We start from the raw sequence: 18,087 nt of genomic DNA on the forward strand, positions 1-18,087 counted from the left end.
AGGCGCTCTCCAAGGAGGTGAAGCTCCTCATCCTCGACGAGCCGACCGCCGCGCTCAACGACGAGGACTCCGCCCACCTGCTCGACCTGATCAAGCACCTCAAGGGCCAGGGCATCACGAGCATCATCATCAGCCACAAGCTGAACGAGATCAAGGCGATCGCCGACGCCGTCACGATCATCCGCGACGGCAAGACCATCGAGACCCTCGACCTCGAGCGCGACTCCATCAGCGAGGAGCGCATCATCAAGGGCATGGTCGGCCGCGACCTCCAGAGCCGCTACCCCGACCGCACCCCGGACATCGGCGAGGAGGTGCTGCGCATCGAGGACTGGACGGTCCACCACCCGCAGGAGCACTCCCGCGTCGTCGTCGACCACGCGAACCTCAACGTCCGCGCCGGTGAGGTCGTCGGGATCGCCGGCCTCATGGGCGCCGGCCGCACCGAGCTCGCGATGAGCGTCTTCGGCCGCTCCTACGGCGCGAACATCTCCGGGAAGCTCTACAAGCGCGGCAAGGAGATCACCGCCCGCACGGTGGGGGAGGCCATCAAGAACGGCCTCGCGTACGCCACCGAGGACCGCAAGCACTACGGCCTCAACCTCATCGACGACATCAAGCGCAACGTCTCCGGCGCGGCGCTCGAGAAGCTGGCGAAGGCCGGCTGGGTCGACGCGAACGAGGAGTACGTGGTGGCCGACGGCTACCGCAAGTCCATGAACATCAAGGCACCGAGCGTCGGGTCCATCACCGGGAAGCTCTCGGGCGGGAACCAGCAGAAGGTCGTCCTCTCCAAGTGGATGTTCTCCGACCCGGACGTGCTGATCCTCGACGAGCCCACCCGCGGCATCGACGTCGGCGCCAAGTACGAGATCTACACGATCATCAACGCGCTCGCCGCGCAGGGGAAGGCCGTCATCGTCATCTCCAGCGAGCTGCCCGAGCTGCTCGGCATCTGCGACCGCATCTACGCCCTCTCCGCCGGGCGGATCACGGGCCAGCTCCCGATCGCCGAGGCGACCCCCGAGAGCCTCATGACCTACATGACCAAGGAAAAGGAATAGTCACCATGTCCAGTCTCAGCACAGTGGCGGGATTCCTCGTCAGCCGCCTCCGGCAGATCGGCATCTTCATCGCGCTGGTCGCCATCGTGGTGCTGTTCCAGATCCTGACCGACGGGACGCTCCTCGAGCCCCGCAACGTCACCAGCATCGTCGTCCAGAACGCGTACATCCTGATCCTCGCGATCGGCATGGTGATGATCATCATCGCCGGCCACATCGACCTGTCGGTCGGCTCCGTCGTCGCCCTCGTCGGCGCCGTGTCCGGCGTGTTCGCCGTCAACTGGGGCTGGCCCTGGTGGGCGTCCATCATCGCGAGCCTCGTGGTCGGCGGCCTCATCGGCGCCTGGCAGGGCTTCTGGGTGGCGTACGTCGGGATCCCCGCGTTCATCGTGACCCTCGCGGGCATGCTGACGTTCCGCGGCCTCGCCCAGATCGTCCTCGACAACCGCCCCATCACGCCGTTCCCGGACGAGTACGTCGCGGTCGGCGCCGGCTTCCTGCCCGACCCCTCGGACGGCACGTCGTACCTGGAGTGGGTCACCGTCACCCTCGGCGTCCTCGCGGCCGTCTTCCTCGTCGCCCAGCAGCTCCGCGAGCGTCGTGCCCGCGTGAAGCTGAACCTCGAGGACGAGCCCTTCGCCTGGTTCATCACGAAGCTCGCCTTCATCGCGGTCCTCGTGCTCGGCATCACGTACCTGCTCGCCAGCTACCAGGGCACGCCGATCGTGCTGGTCATCCTCGCGGTGCTGGTGCTCGTCTACACGGCGGTGATGAACCGCAGCATCTTCGGCCGTCACATCTACGCCCGAGGCGGCAACCTCAACGCGGCGCAGCTGTCCGGCATCAACACGAAGCGCGTGGACTTCCTGCTCTTCGTGAACATGGGCTTCCTGGCCGCCCTCGCGGGCATCGCCTTCACCGCCCGCAGCAACTCGGCGCTCCCGGGCGCCGGCAACGGCTTCGAGCTCGACGCCATCGCCGCGGTGTTCATCGGCGGCGCGGCCGTCACCGGCGGCATCGGCACCGTGACCGGGGCCATGGTCGGTGGTCTCATCATGGGCGTGCTGAACAACGGCATGTCGCTGCTCGGTCTCGGCACGGAGTACCAGTCGCTCATCAAGGGCCTCGTGCTCCTGCTGGCCGTCGCGTTCGACGTGTTCAACAAGAGCCGTGGAGCCAAGTCCGCGACCTGATCGACCCGCAGCACCTGCGCTCCGGCGCGGACGAGGGGCCCGGCATCCGAGAGGATGCCGGGCCCCTCGTCGTCGTCGGCGCCCCCGCTCGGGCATCCGCACACCACAGGACCGGGTCAAGGACCGCCTGTGCACTCCATGAGCCCCGATCGTCCGTGCCCGATGCGTTCCGAGAATGAGACCCGCAGTCGCAACCAGGTCCCACCGTCCCCGTCAATCCGCCGCGCGGGCACCGGGCCGCCGCGCGACGGCGTGCGCGGATGCCGCCGTGTCGGCGTCGCTCATCGGCGCGGGCTGGGAGAGGGGGCCCGGCGTGTACGTCCCCTTCGACACGACGGATCAGGAGGCCCTGTCCGCCGGGGTCGGCGCCGCGCTCGGCGTCGCCATCTGCGCCGCAGGGCCGGTCGCCTGTGGGATCGCGACGGTGGTCATCGCCGCTGCTGCCGCATATGTGCTGAAGCGGGGACTGTGCTCGGGAAGGCGGGAGCTGCGGATCTACGCCTCGACCTTGCAGGGTCGTTGTGTCTGACGCGTCATGGTACGTCGATGCCGGAGACGCAGAGGACCCGCCGGGCATCGGGCATCACGGTGAGGACAGGACGAGATGAAGGCGCCTCTGCTCACCTGGATCGTCGGCTCCGCTGCGGTGCTGATCGTGGGATGGATCCTCGAGGCAGGGGATGGCGAGCGGTGCGCATCGATCGTCACCGTGCCATTGGTCATCGTGTTCATGCTCTCCCTGGTGTCGAGATCGAGGCGGCGGCGTCCGCCCACGCGAAGGCCGCGTCGCGGTGCCGATGCCGACGCGCTCGACGACCGGCAGGGAGGTCCGACGGACCGCACCACGAGGAGGGGAACGATGCGGAAGCGGGTCGCATCCACCGTCGTCATCGCGACGATCCTGGTGAGCGCATGCGTGTGGCATGTCGTCGACCAGGGCGGTGACCCGGTCAGGTCGGCCGTCGTCGCGGCCGTCTCGATGGCGGGACCCGTCACGGTCCTGGTCGTGAGGCGCAGGAGGGCGCGTCGTGGGGCCGACGACCGGGAGCATGCGCTGGCGGCGGAGGTGCAGAGCCGGGTGCTCCGCGACACCCTGGTGGTGCTGACGGTCGCGATCCTCGTCGGCGTCGTCCAGCCCGGCATCAGCGCCGCGCTCATGGCGTGCGGGGTGCTCCTTCTCGCCCTCGCGGACTTCCAGCTGCGGTACTCCCACGCTCGCCGTACGCGTCGAGCCCTCCCGGCCGCCCGGTCCTCAGCGGCCCCCTCGTGATCCTCTCCGCGGGCCTCGGCACGACGATCGCGACGCGCAGACGACGAGAGCCGCCCCCCTGATCCGGGAGCGGCTCTCGTGCGGTGCGGCCGTGCCGCGGGCGGGTCCGCTAGGAGCGCGCGCCCATGAGGTGCTCGAGCGCCAGCTGGTTGAGGCGCACGAAGCCGAAGCCCTTGCCGTCGAAGTACTCGTCGGCCGCGAAGTCCTCGTAGGAGGAGCGGTCGGCGAGGATGTCGTCGTAGGACTCGCCCTCGTTCAGCGTCGGGGTGTCGATCTCGGCGACCTTGGCGGCGGCGAGCGCCTCCTGGACCTCGGGGTCGGCGCGGAACGCCTGCGCGCGCTCCTTGAGGAGCAGGTACATGCGCATGTTCGCGGCGGCGGAGTCCCACACGCCGGTGATGTCCTCCGTGCGGCTCGGCTTGTAGTCGAAGTGACGGGGGCCGTCGTACGAGCGGCCGCCGCCCACGCCGCCGTTCTCCAGCAGGTCGACGAGCGAGAACGCGTTCTGCAGGTCGCCGTGGCCGAAGACGAGGTCCTGGTCGTACTTGATGCCGCGCTGGCCGTTGAGGTCGATGTGGAAGAGCTTGCCCTGGTACAGCGCCTGCATGATGCCGGCGGTGAAGTTGAGGCCCGCCATCTGCTCGTGGCCGACCTCGGGGTTCACGCCCACGAGCTCGGGGCGCTCGAGGGTCTCGATGAAGGCGAGCGCGTGGCCGAGCGTCGGCAGCAGGATGTCGCCGCGGGGCTCGTTGGGCTTCGGCTCGATGGCGAAGCGGATGTCGTAGCCCTTGTCGGTGACGTAGTCGCCGAGGAGGTTGACGGCCTCGCGGTAGCGCTCGAGCGCGCCGCGGACGTCCTTGGCGGAGTCGTACTCGGCGCCCTCGCGGCCGCCCCACATGACGAACGTCTTGGCGCCGAGCTCGGCGGCGAGGTCGATGTTGCGGAGGACCTTGCGGATCGCGAAGCGGCGGACCGCGCGGTCGTTGCTGGTGAAGCCGCCGTCCTTGAAGACGGGGGCGGAGAAGAGGTTCGTGGTGACCATCGGCACCTCGATGCCGGTGTCGCTGAGCGCGCCCTTCAGGCGGTCGATCTGCGTCTGGCGCTCGGCGTCGGTGGAGCCGAAGGCGAACAGGTCATCGTCGTGGAAGGTGAGGCCGTAGGCGCCCAGCTCCGAGATGCGCTCGACGGCCTCGACGACGTCGAGGTCGGCGCGGGTCGGGCCGCCGAAGGGGTCGGCCCCCGTGTAGCCGATGGTCCAGAGTCCGAACGAGAACTTGTCCTCGCGGGTGGGGGTGAGCGCCATGGTGTCTCCTGTCAGCGTCGTCGATGATTTGTTGCTCTATACAACCTATAGCGTGGCATGGCTCGGCACAATGCGGCGGGGGGCAGACTCGCAGGCATGGACCTCGACGACGCGACCACCCATCCCTCCGCCGCGACCACGCGCTACGGCCGCACCGGGATCGAGGTGCCGGCGATCTGCATCGGCACCTCGGGCTGGGGCCCGGCCCGGTCGGGGGAGGACGAGGCCGCGCGCGACGCGCGCATCGCCGAGCTCGCCGCGGCCATCCTCGACGGCCCGCTCCGGTTCCTCGACACCTCCAACATCTACGGGGGCGGCGAGTCCGAGGCGCTCGTCGGACGGCCGCTCGCGGACGGGCGCTCGCTCGCCGACCGGCTCGTGATCCAGACCAAGGTGGATCGCGACGCGCGCACCGGGGACTTCTCGGGCGACCGGATGCGGCGGAGCATCGAGGAGTCCCTGACCCGGCTCGGAGTCGACCGCGTGCCCGTGCTCATGCTCCACGATCCCGAGAACACCACATTCGAGGCGGCCACGGCGCCCGGCGGTCCCGTGGAGGCGCTCCTCGCGATCCGCGACGCGGGCCTCGCGGACAGCATCGGCATCTCCGGCGGCGACGTGCACCTCATCCAGCGCTTCGTGGAGCTCGACGTGTTCGACGCGCTCATCACCCACAACCGCGCGACCCTCCTCGACGACTCGGCCGCCGCGCTGCTCGAGGCGGCGGGCGCCCGCGACATGGGCGTCACGAATGCGGCGCCGTACGGCGGCGGCATCCTCACCGGCGACCCGGCCCAGGCGGCGACGTACGGGTACGGCCCGGCCCGGCCCGCGGTGGCCGAGGCGGCACGGCGGATGGGGGAGGCGTGCGCCCGGCAGGGCGTGCCCCTGGCGGCCGCGGCGCTGCAGTCCAGCATGCGCGACGCGCGCGTGCACTCGACCGTGGTGGGCATCTCGTCGGCGGCCCGCCTCGCGGCGACCATGGAGCTCGCCGCGGTTCCCGTGCCGGAGGAGCTGTGGGCGGAGCTCGCCGCGCTGCGGCCGGCGCCGGGGGAGTGGATCGACGCGCGCTGAGGGACGGCGCCCGGCGCCCGGCGGTTGTCGGATGGGTGTCGGGCGGTCGAGCGGGAGTGCACGATGCGATCTTGTGCGAAGCGCTTCGATGACCTAGCGTGGGATCCGTTCGCATCATCGAAGCGCTTAGACGACGGAGTCACCGCATGGCCACCATCCACGACGTCGCGCGCGTCGCCGGGGTGTCCATCAGCACCGTGTCGTACGCGCTCTCCGGCAAGAGGTCCATCACCGCCGGCACGCGCGCCCGCATCGACCGGGCCGTCGCGGAGCTCGGCTACCGGCCGAACGCCGGGGCGCGGATGCTCGCCGGCAGCCGGACGAGCATCATCGCGCTCACCGCGCCCATGCACGGCGACACGCACCCGCCGGCGCTCATGTCCTTCGTGCTGGCCGTCGTCACCGCTGCCCGCTCCTACGACTACGACGTGCTGCTGCTCACGCAGGACGACTCGCTCTCCGGCCTCCGCCGCGTCGCGTCGAGCTCCCTCGTCGACGGCATCGTGATGATGGACGTGGCGATCGACGACGAGCGCGTCCCCGTCCTGCGCGACCTCGACCTGCCCTCGGCGCTCATCGGGATCCCGCACGAGACGGCCGGCCTCACCTGCGTCGACCTCGACTTCGAGGCGGCGGCCGACCTCGCCGTCCAGCGCCTCGTCGACCTCGGGCACGACTCGGTGGGCATGCTCGGCCACTCCCAGCACCTCTACGACCGCGGGTCGAACTTCGCGCCCCGCTTCCGCGACGGCTACCTCGCCGCGGGAGCCGCCCGGGGGATCCGGACCGCCTTCCACACGACCGAGTCGACGCGCGAGGCCGTGACGGCCGCCCTCGACGCGGTGCGCGCGGAGCTCCCGGACCTCACGGCGCTCGTGCTCAACTGCAACGAGAACGTGCACTCGATCCTGCTCGAGCTGCTGCGCGAGCGCGGCGTGCGCGTGCCGGAGGACCTGTCCCTCGTCTCCGCCTGCTCCAGCTTCCCGACCGACCACCTCGTGCCGCCGCTCGACGTCATCCCGCTTCCCGCGGAGGACCAGGGCCGGCGGGCCGTCGAGCTCCTCATGGAGCGGCTCGACGGGCGCGGCGAGCCCCACGTGGAGCTCATCCCGCCCGAGTACCGGCCGCTCGGGTCCACCGCGGCGCCCGCGGCGCGCGACGCGCCGGCACCGGCGCCCGCGACCGCCGCGGCCTGACCGTCCGACCAACCATCCCCCGACCGCACGATCCCCCATCCGAACGCCCATCGTCGAAACGCTTCGACGCATCGCCTCAAGGAAGAAGCCATGAACCCACGCAGGATCCTCACCTCGCTCGCCGCCGTCAGCGTCGGCGCCCTCCTCCTCGGCGGCTGCTCCGCCTCCGGGGGAGGGGACTCCGCCGCCGGCGGGCAGGTCACCCTCGACTTCTGGTCGTGGGCCCCGAACACGCAGGAGCTCGTCGACACCTGGAACGCGGCCAACCCCGACGTGCAGGTGAAGTACACGGACGCCGGCGGCGGGCGCGACTCGTCCGCCAAGCTGCTCACCGCCAGCCGCGCCGGCAACGCGCCCGACCTGTCCGCGGTCGAGTACACGACCCTCCCGTCGCTCATCGTCGCCGACGTGCCGCTCGACATCACCGAGCAGGTCGCCGACGTCCAGGACGCCTACACCGAGGGCACCTGGGAGCAGGTCACCTTCGACGACCACGTCTTCGCCCTGCCGCAGGACGTCGGGCCGATGGCGCTCGTCTACCGCAGCGACCTCCTCGAGCAGTGGGGCATCCCCGTGCCCACCACGTGGGCCGAGTTCGCGGACGCCGCGCAGAAGGTGCGCGACGCCGACCCCGAGGCCTACATCGCGAGCATCCCCGCCGACCAGTTCGGGTTCTTCGCGGGCGTCGCCACGCAGGCCGGCGCCTCCTGGTGGGACGTCTCCGGCAGCACCTGGTCCGTCGGCATCGGCGACGAGCCGTCGCTCGAGGTGGCCGACTACTTCCAGGACCTCGCCGACCGCGACCTCATCAGCACCGACCCGATCCTCACCCCGGAGTGGAACGCGAAGGCGAACGCCGGCAAGTTCCTGTCCTGGCCGTCGGCGCTCTGGGCGCCCGGCGTGATCGAGGGCGTCGCGCCCGACACCATCGGCAAGTGGTCGATGAGCCCGCTGCCCGAGTGGACGCCCGGCGAGGCGGCCGTCGCGTACCAGGGCGGATCCGGCGTCATCGTGACCAAGGGATCCGAGCACCCGGAGGAGGCCGCGGCCTTCGCCAAGTGGCTGAACGCCAGCGAGGAGGGCGCGGAGCTCGTGCTCAACGTGCAGAACGGGTACCCGGCCGCGACCAGCGGCCAGGAGGCCGCCGCCGAGAGTGCGCCGCCGGCCCTCATGCCGCAGCAGACCGACTACTACCGCATCGCCGCGGACATCTCGTCCGACACCATCCCGGTCACCTGGGGCCCGAACGTCAACGTCGCCGAGACGGCCATGACCGACGCGCTCAACAAGGCGATCTCCGACGGCACCCCGTGGCGCGACGCGTTCACCGCGGTGCAGGCGACCGTGGAGGCGGACATGACGAAGTCCGGCTTCACCGTGGCCGACTGACGGAGGCGCCCGTGACCACCACGCCCGTCGCCGCCGCGCAGGCGGCCGAGCCCCGGCGCACGCCGGTCGCACGGGGCGGCGCCCGCCGCCGCCCCGTGCGGTGGGCGCCGTACCTGTTCGCCGCCCCCGCCGTCGTCCTCTTCGTCGTCTTCATGCTCGTGCCGATCGTCTACGCGGCCTGGCTGAGCCTGCAGACCTACCGCCTCGAGGGCGGCGGCATCCTCGGCACGCGCGTGCAGGTGTTCGCCGGGCTCGACAACTACGCGGCCGTCCTCTCCGACCCCGAGCTCACCGCCGGCTTCGGCCGGCTCGCGATCTACGGGATCATCTCCGTGCCGCTGACGCTCGGGCTCGCGCTCCTGTTCGCGCTCATGCTCGACGTGCCCGCCGCGCGGGCCACCCGGTTCGCGCGCACGGCGATCTTCATCCCGTACGCGGTGCCCGGCGTGGTCGCGGCGCTCCTCTGGGGCTTCATGTACCTCCCCGGGACGAGCCCGTTCTCGGCCGTGTCCGAGGCCCTCGGCGGCGGCGCGATCCCGTTCCTCGGCGAGCCCGCGATCTACGCCTCCGTCGCGAACATCGCGATCTGGGGCGGCGTCGGCTTCAACATGATCATCATCTACACGTCGCTGCGCGGCGTGCCGGCGGAGATCTACGAGGCCGCGCGGATCGACGGCGCCGGCGAGCTGCAGATCGCGCTCCGCATCAAGATCCCGCTGGTGGTGCCCGCCCTCGTGCTCACCGGCATCTTCTCCCTCATCGGCGCGCTGCAGCTCTACGGCGAGCCGACCACTCTCAAGCCGCTGACCAACGTCATCAGCCAGACCTGGGTGCCCCTCATGACCATCTACCGCAACGCCTTCCTCACCGACGACCTGCCGGGCGCCGCCGCGCTCTCGGTGGTGCTCGCGCTCGGGACGGTGCTCGTGTCCGCGCTCGTGCTGTGGATCACGAACCGCCGCACCGCGGGGTCCGTCTCGTGACCGCCGCCACCGCCGAGCGCCGGGCCGAGATCGACGCCCAGCGGCGCACGCCGACGCGCGGCGGCTCCTCGGCGCCGCGCCGGCGGGCCCGGCAGGGCTCGCTCGCCGGCCGGGTGATCCCGACCACGGTGCTCCTCATCGGCGCGCTCTACTGCCTCATCCCCGTGGCATGGGTGTTCAGCGCGACGACGAAGGGGCGGAGCGAGCTCTTCACGACGTTCTCGTTCGCGCCGGGGACGGGCCTCGTGGACAACCTCCGCGACCTGTTCACCTACGGCGGCGGGCAGTACGGCATGTGGGCGCTCAACTCGCTGCTGTACGCGGGCCTCGGCGGCGTGCTCTCGACCGTCGTCTCAGCGATGTGCGGCTACGCGCTCGCCAAGTACGAGTTCCGCGGGCGGAGCCTGATCTTCTACTCGATCCTCGGCGGCGTGCTCATCCCGGGCATCACGCTGGCGATCCCGCAGTACCTGCTGCTGTCGCAGCTGGGGCTCGCGGGCGGCTACCTCGCGGTGCTCCTGCCCCTCGTCATCAGCCCCTTCGGGATCTACCTCTCCCGCGTCTACGCGGCGTCGGCGATCCCGCAGGACACGATGGAGGCCGCGCGGCTCGACGGCGCGGGGGAGTGGCGGATCTTCCGGTCCATCGCGATCCCGATGATGCTGCCCGGCATGGTGACGGTGTTCATGCTCCAGTTCGTGGGCATCTGGAACAACTTCCTCCTGCCGTTCGTGATGCTGAGCGACCAGGACAGCTACCCGCTGACGGTCGGCCTCTACACGCTGCTGTCCAAGGGCTCGGGGACGCCGGCGCTGTACTCGCTGGCCATCGCCGGCGCGGCGGTCTCGATCATCCCGCTCGTGCTGCTGATGCTGTTCCTGCAGCGCTTCTGGCGGCTCGACCTGCTCTCCGGCGGCCTCAAGGGCTGACCGGCACGACCGGGGCGGTGGCCGCGTCCATCGCCCCGGTCCCCACCTCCCGCATCCCGTCCCTCCCCGCCCCGCGGTGCCGCACGCGCACCGCCCACCTTCGAAGGCGAAGACATGACACGCATCCGCTCCCGCTCGTCCGACCTGCCCGCGGGCACGACGTTCCCGCCCATCGCCCAGGGCTTCGCCCTGGGCGGCGACTACAGCCCCGAGCAGTGGCCCGAGGAGGTGTGGGCCGAGGACGTCGAGCTGATGCGCCGCGCCGGCGTCAACTCCGTGAACCTCGGCGTGTTCTCCTGGGGCCTCATCGAGGTCGCCGACGGCGAGTTCGACTGGGGCTGGCTCGACCGGATCATGGACCTCCTGCACGAGGGCGGCATCGGCGTGAACCTCGCCACGCCCACCGCGGCGCCGCCGATCTGGCTCATGCGGGCGCACCCGGAGATCGCGTGCGTCACCGACACCGGGGTGCGCCTCGCCCAGGGCGGGCGCCTCGCCTGGTCGCCGGCCTCGGCGGTCTTCCGCAGCTACGCGCTGCGGCTGGTGGAGCGCATGGCGGAGCGCTACGGCACGCACCCGGCGCTGCGCATGTGGCACATCAGCAACGAGCTCGGCAACGAGAACGCGCACGACTACGGCGACGAGACGGCCGCGGCCTTCCAGGACTGGCTGCGCGCCCGCTTCGCGACGATCGACGACCTCGTCGAGGCGTGGGGCACGGCCTTCTGGGGCCACCGCTACACGTCGTTCGACCAGGTCCTGCCGCCCCGCTTCTCGGGCACGAGCCACAACCCCGGCCTGCAGCTGGCGTTCGAGCGCTACACGTCCGACGCGCTGCTCGGCCACCACCTCGCCGAGCGCGCGGTGCTCCGCCGCGTCACCCCGGGGATCCCCGTGACCACCAACTTCATGGTGCAGAACCACCCGGGCCTCGCCGACTACCGGCGCTGGGCGGAGGAGGTAGACCTCGTCTCCAACGACCACTACACGATCGCCGCCGACCCCGAGCGGCACGGCGAGCTGTCCTTCAGCGCCGACCGGGTGCGCGGCATGGCGCACGGCGACCCGTGGCTGCTCATCGAGCACAGCACGTCGGCTGTCAACTGGCAGCCGCGCAACCGGGCCAAGTCGCCCGGCGAGCTCGCCCGGAACAGCCTCGCCCACATCGCGCGCGGCGCGGAGGGGGCGCTCTTCTTCCAATGGCGGCAGTCGACGGGCGGGAGCGAGCAGTTCCACTCCGCGGTCGTGCCGCACGCGGGATCCGACAGCCGCGTCTACCGGGAGGTCGCGGAGCTCGGGGCGCTGCTCGGCCGGATCCGCGAGGTCGCCGGCAGCCGCGTCGAACGGGCCCGGGTGGCGATCCTCATGGACCACGTCGCGTGGACCGCGCTCCGCTGCGGACCCAAGCCCAGCGTGGACGTGACCGCCCTCGACGCCCCGCTCACGCTGCACCGGGAGCTCACCGCCCGCGGGATCGCCGTCGACGTGCTCCACCCCGACGACGACCTCGACGGATACGCCGTCGCCCTCGCGCCGACCCTGTTCGCGCTCACGCCGGAGGGCGCCGCGTCGCTCACCGCGTTCGTCGAGGGCGGCGGCCATCTGGCGGTCACGTACCTCTCGGGCATCGTCGACCGGCACAACCGGGTGGTCGCGGGCGGCTACCCCGGGCTCCTGCGCGACCTCCTCGGCATCCGCGTCGAGGAGCCCGCCCCGCTGCTCGCGGACGAGGAGGTGCTGCTGGATCCGCCCGGCCGCGTCCGCATCTGGACGGAGCGGCTCCGCGCGGACGACGCGGAGGTCGTGGCGGCGTACGCCTCCGGCGACCTCGCGGGACTGCCCGCCGTGACCCGCGCCCGGCGCGGCCGCGGCACCGCGACCTACGTCTCCACCCACCTCGACCGCGAGCGCGCGGGCGCCCTCGTCGACGACCTCGTCGGCCGCGCGGGCATCGCCCCGGTCGCCTCCGCCGAGGCGGGGCTCGAGCTGGTCCGGCGCGTCGGCGACGACGCGTCGTGGCTGTTCGCCATCAACCACACCGACCGCGACCTGCGGCTCGACGTCGACGGGCTCGACCTCGTCACCGGCGAGCGCACGGCGGCCGGCAGCCGCGTGACGGCAGGCGCCGTCGCCGTCATCCGAGAGGACGCACGATGAGGTTCACCGACGGGTTCTGGCAGACGAGGCCGGGCGTCGACGCGCAGTACGCCCAGGAGGCGTACGACGTCGAGGCCGACGGCGACACGCTGCGGGCGTACGCGCCCACCAAGCGCATCCAGGGGCGGGGCGACACGCTCAACCGGCCGCTGCTCACGGTCACGCTCTCCTCGCCCCTCGAGGGCGTGGTGCGCGTGCGGATCGAGCACCACCGCGGCGGCACCCCGTCGCCCGGGTTCGACCTGGTCGGCGCCGTGGAGGGGTCCGGCGTCGCGCACGCGGACGAGACCGGCGGCACGCTCACCACGGGCTCCCTCACCGCGCGCATCACGAAGGGCGCGCCCTGGGACCTGACCTTCGAGTCGGGCGGGCGCGTGCTCACCTCCAGCGGCCACAAGTCGGTGGGCTACATGACCCTCGACGAGGGCGCCCCGGTCGCGGCCGAGCCCACGGGCACGGCGGGGATCACCACCACGGGCCTCGCGCCGTCGCGCACCTACGTGCACGAGCAGCTGAGCCTCGGCGTGGGCGAGCTCGTCTACGGCCTCGGCGAGCGGTTCGGGCCGCTCATCAAGAACGGCCAGTCGGTCGACGTCTGGAACGCCGACGGCGGCACCTCCAGCGAGCAGTCGTACAAGAGCATCCCGTTCTACCTCACCAACCGCGGCTACGGCGTGCTGGTGAACCAGCCCGAGCACGTGTCGTTCGAGGTGGGCAGCGAGACCGTGGAGCGGGTGCAGTTCAGCACCGCGGGCGAGGCCATCGAGTACCTGGTCTTCGACGGGCCCACCCCGAAGGACGTGCTCGCGCGCTACACGGAGCTCACCGGCCGGCCCGCGCGGGTGCCCGCCTGGTCCTACGGCCTGTGGCTCTCCACCTCGTTCACCACCCAGTACGACGAGGAGACGGTCACCCGCTTCATCGAGGGCATGCGCGAGCGCGACCTGCCCATGTCGGTGTTCCACTTCGACTGCTTCTGGATGCGCGAGTTCACCTGGACGGACCTCGTCTGGGACGCCCGCGTGTTCCCCGACCCCGAGGGCATGCTCGCGCGCCTGCACGACCGGGGGCTCCGCGTGAGCGCGTGGATCAACCCGTACATCGCGCAGCGCTCGGTGCTGTTCGAGGAGGCGCGCGCCCTCGGGCACCTCGTGCGCCGGCCCGACGGCAGCGTCTGGCAGTGGGACATGTGGCAGGCGGGCATGGCGCTCGTCGACTTCACGAGCCCCGCCGCGACCCGCTGGTTCCAGGACAAGCTCCGCGGCCTCCTCGACCAGGGCGTCGACGCGCTCAAGACCGACTTCGGCGAGCGGATCCCGCTCGACGTCGTCTGGGCGGACGGCACCGCGCCCGAGGCCATGCACAACTGGTACACGCAGCTCTACAACCAGGCCGTGTTCGAGGTGCTCGAGGAGCACCGCGGCGAGGGCGACGCCGTGCTCTTCGCCCGCAGCGCCACCACGGGCGGGCAGCGCATGCCGGTGCACTGGGGCGGCGACAACTCCTCCTCCTTCGAGTCGATGGCGGAGACCCTGCGCGGCGGCCTGTCGCTCGCGTTCAGCGGGTTCGGCTTCTGGAGCCACGACATCGGCGGCTTCGAGGGCACGCCTGACCCGGAGGTGTTCAAGCGCTGGGTCGCGTTCGGCATGATGAGCAGCCACTCGCGCCTGCACGGATCCACCAGCTACCGGGTGCCGTGGGCCTTCGACGAGGAGGCCGTCGACGTGACGCGCGCCTTCTCGCGCCTGAAGCTCAGCCTGATGCCGTACCTGCACCAGGTGGGCATCGAGGCGCACGAGACGGGCGTCCCGTTCATGCGGCCCATGCAGCTGGAGTTCCCCGGGGACCCGGCCGTCGCGCACCTGGACCGGCAGTACATGCTCGGCCCGGACCTGCTCGTCGCGCCCGTGTTCCGCGCCGACGGCGAGGTCGAGTACCACCTGCCCGCCGGCACCTGGACGAACCTGCTCACGGGCGAGGTCCGCACCGGCGGCGGCTGGCACCGCGAGGTCCACGACGTGATGAGCCTGCCCGTGTGGGTGCGCGAGGGCGCCGTGCTCGCCACGACCGAGCGCGTCGACCGGCCCGACCACGACCACCTGGACGGGCTGATCGTCACGATCCACCCCGGTGGGACGGGCACGCGCACCACCCGCGTCACCAGCCCCACCACCGGGCGGCAGGTGGACGTGCGCGTCGTGCACGGCCAGGATGGCGTCGAGGTCACGGCCGATCCCGACGTGCCGCTGCGCGTACGCCTGCACGGCGGGCCCCTCACCAGCCTCACCGACGGAAAGGTCACCCTCAGCCATGACTGACGCACGCCCCGCAGCCGCCACCCCGGACGACCGGGGCACGGGCCTCGAGTTCCCGCCCGGCTTCCTGTTCGGATCCGCGACGGCCGCGTACCAGATCGAGGGCGCGGTGCACGAGGGCGGCCGCGGGGAGTCCATCTGGGACTCCTTCAGCCGCACGCCGGGCAAGGTGCAGGGCGGCGACACGGGCGACGTGGCCGACGACCACTACCACCGGCTCGAGTCCGACCTCGACATGATGCAGGCGCTCGGGCTCGAGGCGTACCGGTTCTCGATCGCGTGGCCGCGGATCCAGGCGACCGGACGCGGGCCGGCGAACCCCGAGGGGCTCGCGTTCTACGGGCGGCTGGTCGACGGGCTCGTCGCGCGCGGCATCACGCCCATCGCGACGCTGTACCACTGGGACCTGCCGCAGGCGCTCGAGGACGAGGGCGGCTGGACGAACCGCGAGACCGCATACGCGTTCGCCGACTACGCCCGCATCATGGGCGAGGCGCTCGGCGACCGCATCGGCACGTGGACCACCCTCAACGAGCCGTGGTGCTCCGCGTACCTCGGCTACGCGGCCGGCGTGCACGCGCCGGGCCGCACCGACGCGGAGGAGTCGTTCCGGGCCGTCCACCACCTGAACCTCGCGCACGGCCTCGCCGTCGCGGCGCTCAAGGAGGTGGTGCCGGAGGACGCACGGTTCTCCATCACGCTCAACCTGCACGTGATCCGCGGCGAGGGCGAGACGGGCCCGGAGGCCGTGCGCCGCGTCGGGGGAGTGGGCAACCGCCTGTTCCTCGACCCGCTGCTGAACGGCGCCTACCCGGAGGACGTGCTCGTCGACACCGCGGCGATCACCGACTGGTCGTTCGTGCTGCCGGGCGACACGGAGCTCATCCGCCAGCCGCTCGACCTGCTGGGCGTCAACTACTACAACACCAGCCGGGTGCGGATGCGCGACGGCGCCGCCCCAGCCGGCGGCACCTCGATCCACGGCGACGTCGCCGCCTCGCCGTTCCCCGGCACCGACGACGTCGACTTCCTCGAGCAGCCGGGCCCGTACACGGCCATGGGCTGGAACATCGAGCCGCAGGGCCTCGAGGACCTGCTCGTGTCGCTGCACGAGGAGTTCCCCGACCTGCCGCTCATGGTCACGGAGAACGGCGCCGCCTTCGACGACGAGGTGACCGTGGAGGACGGCGTGCGCGCCGTGCACGACGCCGACCGGATCGACTACCTGTCGCGCCACTTCGCCGCCGCGCACCGGGCGATGGCCCGCGGCGTCGACCTCCGCGGGTACCAGGTGTGGTCGCTCATGGACAACTTCGAGTGGGCCTTCGGGTACTCGAAGCGGTTCGGCATCGTGCACGTCGACTACGACACCCAGGAGCGGACGCCGAAGGACAGCGCCCTCTGGTACGCGCGGTTCATCGCCGCCCGCGCCACCCCCGCCGTGGACGCCCGCCCCGAGCGCGACGTGCGCCCCGGGGCGTGAGCGGGCCCCTGCCCGGCACCGACGAGCGGGTCGCGCTCGCCCCCGGCGTGGTGATGCGGCCCGCCCGCATCACCGACGCCGCGGCACTCGCGGAGGCGTACCGCGCGAACCGGGAGCACCTCCGCCCGTTCGAGCCCGCCCGGACCGACGCGTTCTTCACGTCGGCCGGGCAGCGCGCGCAGCTCGCGGGCCGCGTCGCCGAACGGGCGGCGGGGTCCGGGCTGCCCTACCTCATCGCGGAGGGCGACCGGATCATCGGCCGCTGCGACCTGTTCGCCGTGAAGCGGGGCGCGGCGCTGAGCGCGAGCCTCGGCTACTGGATCGACCGGGAGCGGCAGGGCGTCGGCCTCGCGACCGCGGCGGCCCACCAGGCGGTGCGCATCGCGCGGGCCGCGGGGCTGCACCGGCTGGAGGCGTCGACGCTGGTGGGGAACGCCGGATCCGAGCGGGTGCTGTCCCGCGCCGGGTTCACCGCGATCGGCCTCGCCCCCGCCTACCTCCGCATCGACGGGGCGTGGAGCGACCACACGCTGTGGCAGCGCGTGATCGACGGCGCGCGCTGACCGGCAGTCGGCTCCGGGACCGCCGCGCGGTTCCCGGCGCCCCGCGCCCGCCGGCTCAGGCGTCGAGCAGCAGGTCGGTCATGCTGCGCAGGCGCGCCTGCGCGCTGGAGTCGGTGCCGCTGCGGTCCGCCACGTCCTCGCGCACGCTGTCGGCGACGCGCAGGAGGTCCGGCTGGATCGCGCGGCCCCGGTCCGTCAGGGCGATGAGCAGCCGGCGCTCGTCCGCCTGGTCGCGCTGCCGGGTGATGTAGCCGAGGAGCTCGAGGCGCTTGAAGAGCGGGGACAGGGTTCCCGGCGTCAGCTGCACCGCCTCGCTCAGGTCGCCCGCCCGGCGCGGGTCCTCCTCGTACAGCGCGAGCATCACGAGGTACTGCGGATGCGTGAGGTGGTAGGGCTTCAGCAACGGCCGGTAGAGCGAGATCACCGCTCGGGACGCGGCTGCGAGCAGCAGTCCCATGTCGCGGTCGAGCAGCGCTCCGTCGTGGTCCGTCATGTGTCCTCCTGGCCGTGCGCGGGAACTCGTCCCCCGACGGCCTGATCCCCTCGGACGCTACTCCCGTAGTCAGGAGGCGATGCGGGCGGTCGGCGCACGCACAGCGCGCACGGAGGGTCGGGTCATCACTCGGTGCCGGGCGCCATCCAGCCCTGCTCCATCTGGTGGCGGCGCACCAGCTCGACGGCCCGGTCGGCGTCGACCGGGACCCGGTCCCAGATGATGCCCGAGCCGTCGAGCCACCCGAGCGCCAGCATGGTGTCGGCCAGGTCCTCCACGAACATGGCCACGGTGGTGCCCTGCGCCCGGATCGAGTCGCCCAGCAGGCTCCAGCCGAAGTAGGCGGAGAGGTACCGGGCCTGCTCCGAGTGGCTGCGCTGCAGGTGGCGGTTCAGCCGCTCGGTGGAGCCGCCCGAGGCCTGCACCTCGTCCTGGAGCTCGTCGCCGTGCTCGTCCGACATGCGTCACCGTTCCTCCGCGTCAGGGTGCCGCCGGTGGACACCGGAGGCAGACCCCTCAGACATTACGGACGACCACCGACAGAGGGCCAGTCGCGGCGGTCCGGGCTCCGGCGCGCGACCGGGTGCGCGCCCGCGCCTCAGGCCCGGCGGAGCTCCCAATCGCCCACCCGGAGCCGGGCGAGGGCCGTCACGGCGGCGCGGACGGCCGGCGAGC

General features: G+C 72.1%; 16 protein-coding genes. 13 read left to right on the forward strand and 3 right to left on the reverse strand.

Annotated elements, in window-relative coordinates:
- The 4 genes from Q6969_RS05305 to Q6969_RS05320 all read left to right on the forward strand — a co-directional run.
- The coding region (locus Q6969_RS05305; protein ID WP_317229496.1) for a sugar ABC transporter ATP-binding protein at positions 1-1,064 on the forward strand (1,064 nt) is incomplete at its 5' end.
- A 5-nt stretch (positions 1,065-1,069) separates the two neighbouring features.
- Positions 1,070-2,257, forward strand: coding sequence for a multiple monosaccharide ABC transporter permease (gene mmsB, locus Q6969_RS05310; RefSeq protein ID WP_317229497.1), 1,188 nt, complete (start codon positions 1,070-1,072; stop codon positions 2,255-2,257).
- 313 nt (positions 2,258-2,570) lie between these two features.
- Positions 2,571-2,786: a hypothetical protein gene (locus Q6969_RS05315; RefSeq protein WP_317229498.1), complete on the forward strand. Its 216-nt coding sequence runs from the start codon at positions 2,571-2,573 to the stop codon at positions 2,784-2,786.
- 330 nt (positions 2,787-3,116) lie between these two features.
- A complete protein-coding gene (locus Q6969_RS05320; protein WP_317229499.1) occupies positions 3,117-3,527 on the forward strand; it encodes a hypothetical protein in 411 nt (136 codons plus the stop codon).
- 109 nt (positions 3,528-3,636) lie between these two features.
- On the opposite strand, the gene xylA is transcribed toward Q6969_RS05320, so the two are convergent.
- Positions 3,637-4,830: a xylose isomerase gene (gene xylA / locus Q6969_RS05325; RefSeq protein ID WP_317229500.1), complete on the reverse strand. Its 1,194-nt coding sequence runs from the start codon at positions 4,828-4,830 to the stop codon at positions 3,637-3,639.
- A gap of 96 nt (positions 4,831-4,926) precedes the next feature.
- On the opposite strand from xylA, the gene Q6969_RS05330 reads away from it, so the two are divergent.
- The 9 genes from Q6969_RS05330 (at position 4,927) to Q6969_RS05370 (ending at position 16,919) form a co-directional block, all read left to right on the forward strand.
- Positions 4,927-5,904 carry an aldo/keto reductase gene (locus Q6969_RS05330; RefSeq protein ID WP_317229501.1) on the forward strand — a complete coding sequence of 326 codons (978 nt, stop codon included), beginning with the start codon at positions 4,927-4,929 and terminating at the stop codon, positions 5,902-5,904.
- A 146-nt stretch (positions 5,905-6,050) separates the two neighbouring features.
- The gene (locus Q6969_RS05335; protein ID WP_317229502.1) at positions 6,051-7,100 is read left to right on the forward strand and encodes a LacI family DNA-binding transcriptional regulator; all 1,050 of its coding nucleotides are present in this window, start codon (positions 6,051-6,053) and stop codon (positions 7,098-7,100) included.
- Positions 7,101-7,190: 90 nt separating this feature from the next.
- Positions 7,191-8,489, forward strand: a complete 1,299-nt coding sequence (locus tag Q6969_RS05340) for an extracellular solute-binding protein (RefSeq protein WP_317229503.1) — start codon at positions 7,191-7,193, stop codon at positions 8,487-8,489.
- An 11-nt stretch (positions 8,490-8,500) separates the two neighbouring features.
- Positions 8,501-9,472 carry a sugar ABC transporter permease gene (locus Q6969_RS05345; RefSeq protein ID WP_317229504.1) on the forward strand — a complete coding sequence of 324 codons (972 nt, stop codon included), beginning with the start codon at positions 8,501-8,503 and terminating at the stop codon, positions 9,470-9,472.
- A complete protein-coding gene (locus tag Q6969_RS05350; protein WP_317229505.1) occupies positions 9,469-10,401 on the forward strand; it encodes a carbohydrate ABC transporter permease in 933 nt (310 codons plus the stop codon). The genes Q6969_RS05345 and Q6969_RS05350 overlap by 4 nt, the downstream gene beginning before the upstream one ends.
- 114 nt (positions 10,402-10,515) lie before the next feature.
- Positions 10,516-12,558, forward strand: coding sequence for a beta-galactosidase (locus Q6969_RS05355; RefSeq protein WP_317229506.1), 2,043 nt, complete (start codon positions 10,516-10,518; stop codon positions 12,556-12,558).
- Positions 12,555-14,876: an alpha-xylosidase gene (gene yicI / locus Q6969_RS05360; RefSeq protein ID WP_317229507.1), complete on the forward strand. Its 2,322-nt coding sequence runs from the start codon at positions 12,555-12,557 to the stop codon at positions 14,874-14,876. Before Q6969_RS05355 ends, yicI begins: the two co-directional genes overlap by 4 nt.
- On the forward strand, positions 14,869-16,356 hold the full coding sequence (locus Q6969_RS05365; RefSeq protein ID WP_317229508.1) for a GH1 family beta-glucosidase: 1,488 nt from the start codon (positions 14,869-14,871) through the stop codon (positions 16,354-16,356). The genes yicI and Q6969_RS05365 overlap by 8 nt, the downstream gene beginning before the upstream one ends.
- On the forward strand, positions 16,353-16,919 hold the full coding sequence (locus Q6969_RS05370) for a GNAT family N-acetyltransferase (RefSeq protein WP_317229509.1): 567 nt from the start codon (positions 16,353-16,355) through the stop codon (positions 16,917-16,919). Before Q6969_RS05365 ends, Q6969_RS05370 begins: the two co-directional genes overlap by 4 nt.
- 55 nt (positions 16,920-16,974) lie before the next feature.
- Here Q6969_RS05370 and Q6969_RS05375 read toward each other — a convergent pair whose 3' ends face one another.
- Positions 16,975-17,412: a MarR family transcriptional regulator gene (locus Q6969_RS05375; protein ID WP_317229510.1), complete on the reverse strand. Its 438-nt coding sequence runs from the start codon at positions 17,410-17,412 to the stop codon at positions 16,975-16,977.
- Positions 17,413-17,537: 125 nt separating this feature from the next.
- Positions 17,538-17,873: a hypothetical protein gene (locus Q6969_RS05380; RefSeq protein WP_317229511.1), complete on the reverse strand. Its 336-nt coding sequence runs from the start codon at positions 17,871-17,873 to the stop codon at positions 17,538-17,540.
- Positions 17,874-18,087: the final 214 nt, after the last annotated feature.

This window comes from Clavibacter sp. MX14-G9D, from assembly GCF_032917815.1.
Lineage (GTDB): Bacteria > Actinomycetota > Actinomycetes > Actinomycetales > Microbacteriaceae > Clavibacter > Clavibacter michiganensis_K.

What these genes read in the sequence shown, in the direction of transcription:
- mmsB (WP_317229497.1), top strand. Translation starts at nt 1,070, where the DNA reads ATGTCCAGTCTCAGCACAGTGGCGGGATTCCTCGTCAGCCGCCTCCGG.
- Q6969_RS05320 (WP_317229499.1), top strand. Translation starts at nt 3,117, where the DNA reads ATGCGGAAGCGGGTCGCATCCACCGTCGTCATCGCGACGATCCTGGTG.
- xylA (WP_317229500.1), bottom strand. Translation starts at nt 4,830, where the DNA reads ATGGCGCTCACCCCCACCCGCGAGGACAAGTTCTCGTTCGGACTCTGG.
- Q6969_RS05330 (WP_317229501.1), top strand. Translation starts at nt 4,927, where the DNA reads ATGGACCTCGACGACGCGACCACCCATCCCTCCGCCGCGACCACGCGC.
- Q6969_RS05335 (WP_317229502.1), top strand. Translation starts at nt 6,051, where the DNA reads ATGGCCACCATCCACGACGTCGCGCGCGTCGCCGGGGTGTCCATCAGC.
- Q6969_RS05340 (WP_317229503.1), top strand. Translation starts at nt 7,191, where the DNA reads ATGAACCCACGCAGGATCCTCACCTCGCTCGCCGCCGTCAGCGTCGGC.
- Q6969_RS05355 (WP_317229506.1), top strand. Translation starts at nt 10,516, where the DNA reads ATGACACGCATCCGCTCCCGCTCGTCCGACCTGCCCGCGGGCACGACG.
- yicI (WP_317229507.1), top strand. Translation starts at nt 12,555, where the DNA reads ATGAGGTTCACCGACGGGTTCTGGCAGACGAGGCCGGGCGTCGACGCG.
- Q6969_RS05365 (WP_317229508.1), top strand. Translation starts at nt 14,869, where the DNA reads ATGACTGACGCACGCCCCGCAGCCGCCACCCCGGACGACCGGGGCACG.
- Q6969_RS05375 (WP_317229510.1), bottom strand. Translation starts at nt 17,412, where the DNA reads ATGACGGACCACGACGGAGCGCTGCTCGACCGCGACATGGGACTGCTG.
- Q6969_RS05380 (WP_317229511.1), bottom strand. Translation starts at nt 17,873, where the DNA reads ATGTCGGACGAGCACGGCGACGAGCTCCAGGACGAGGTGCAGGCCTCG.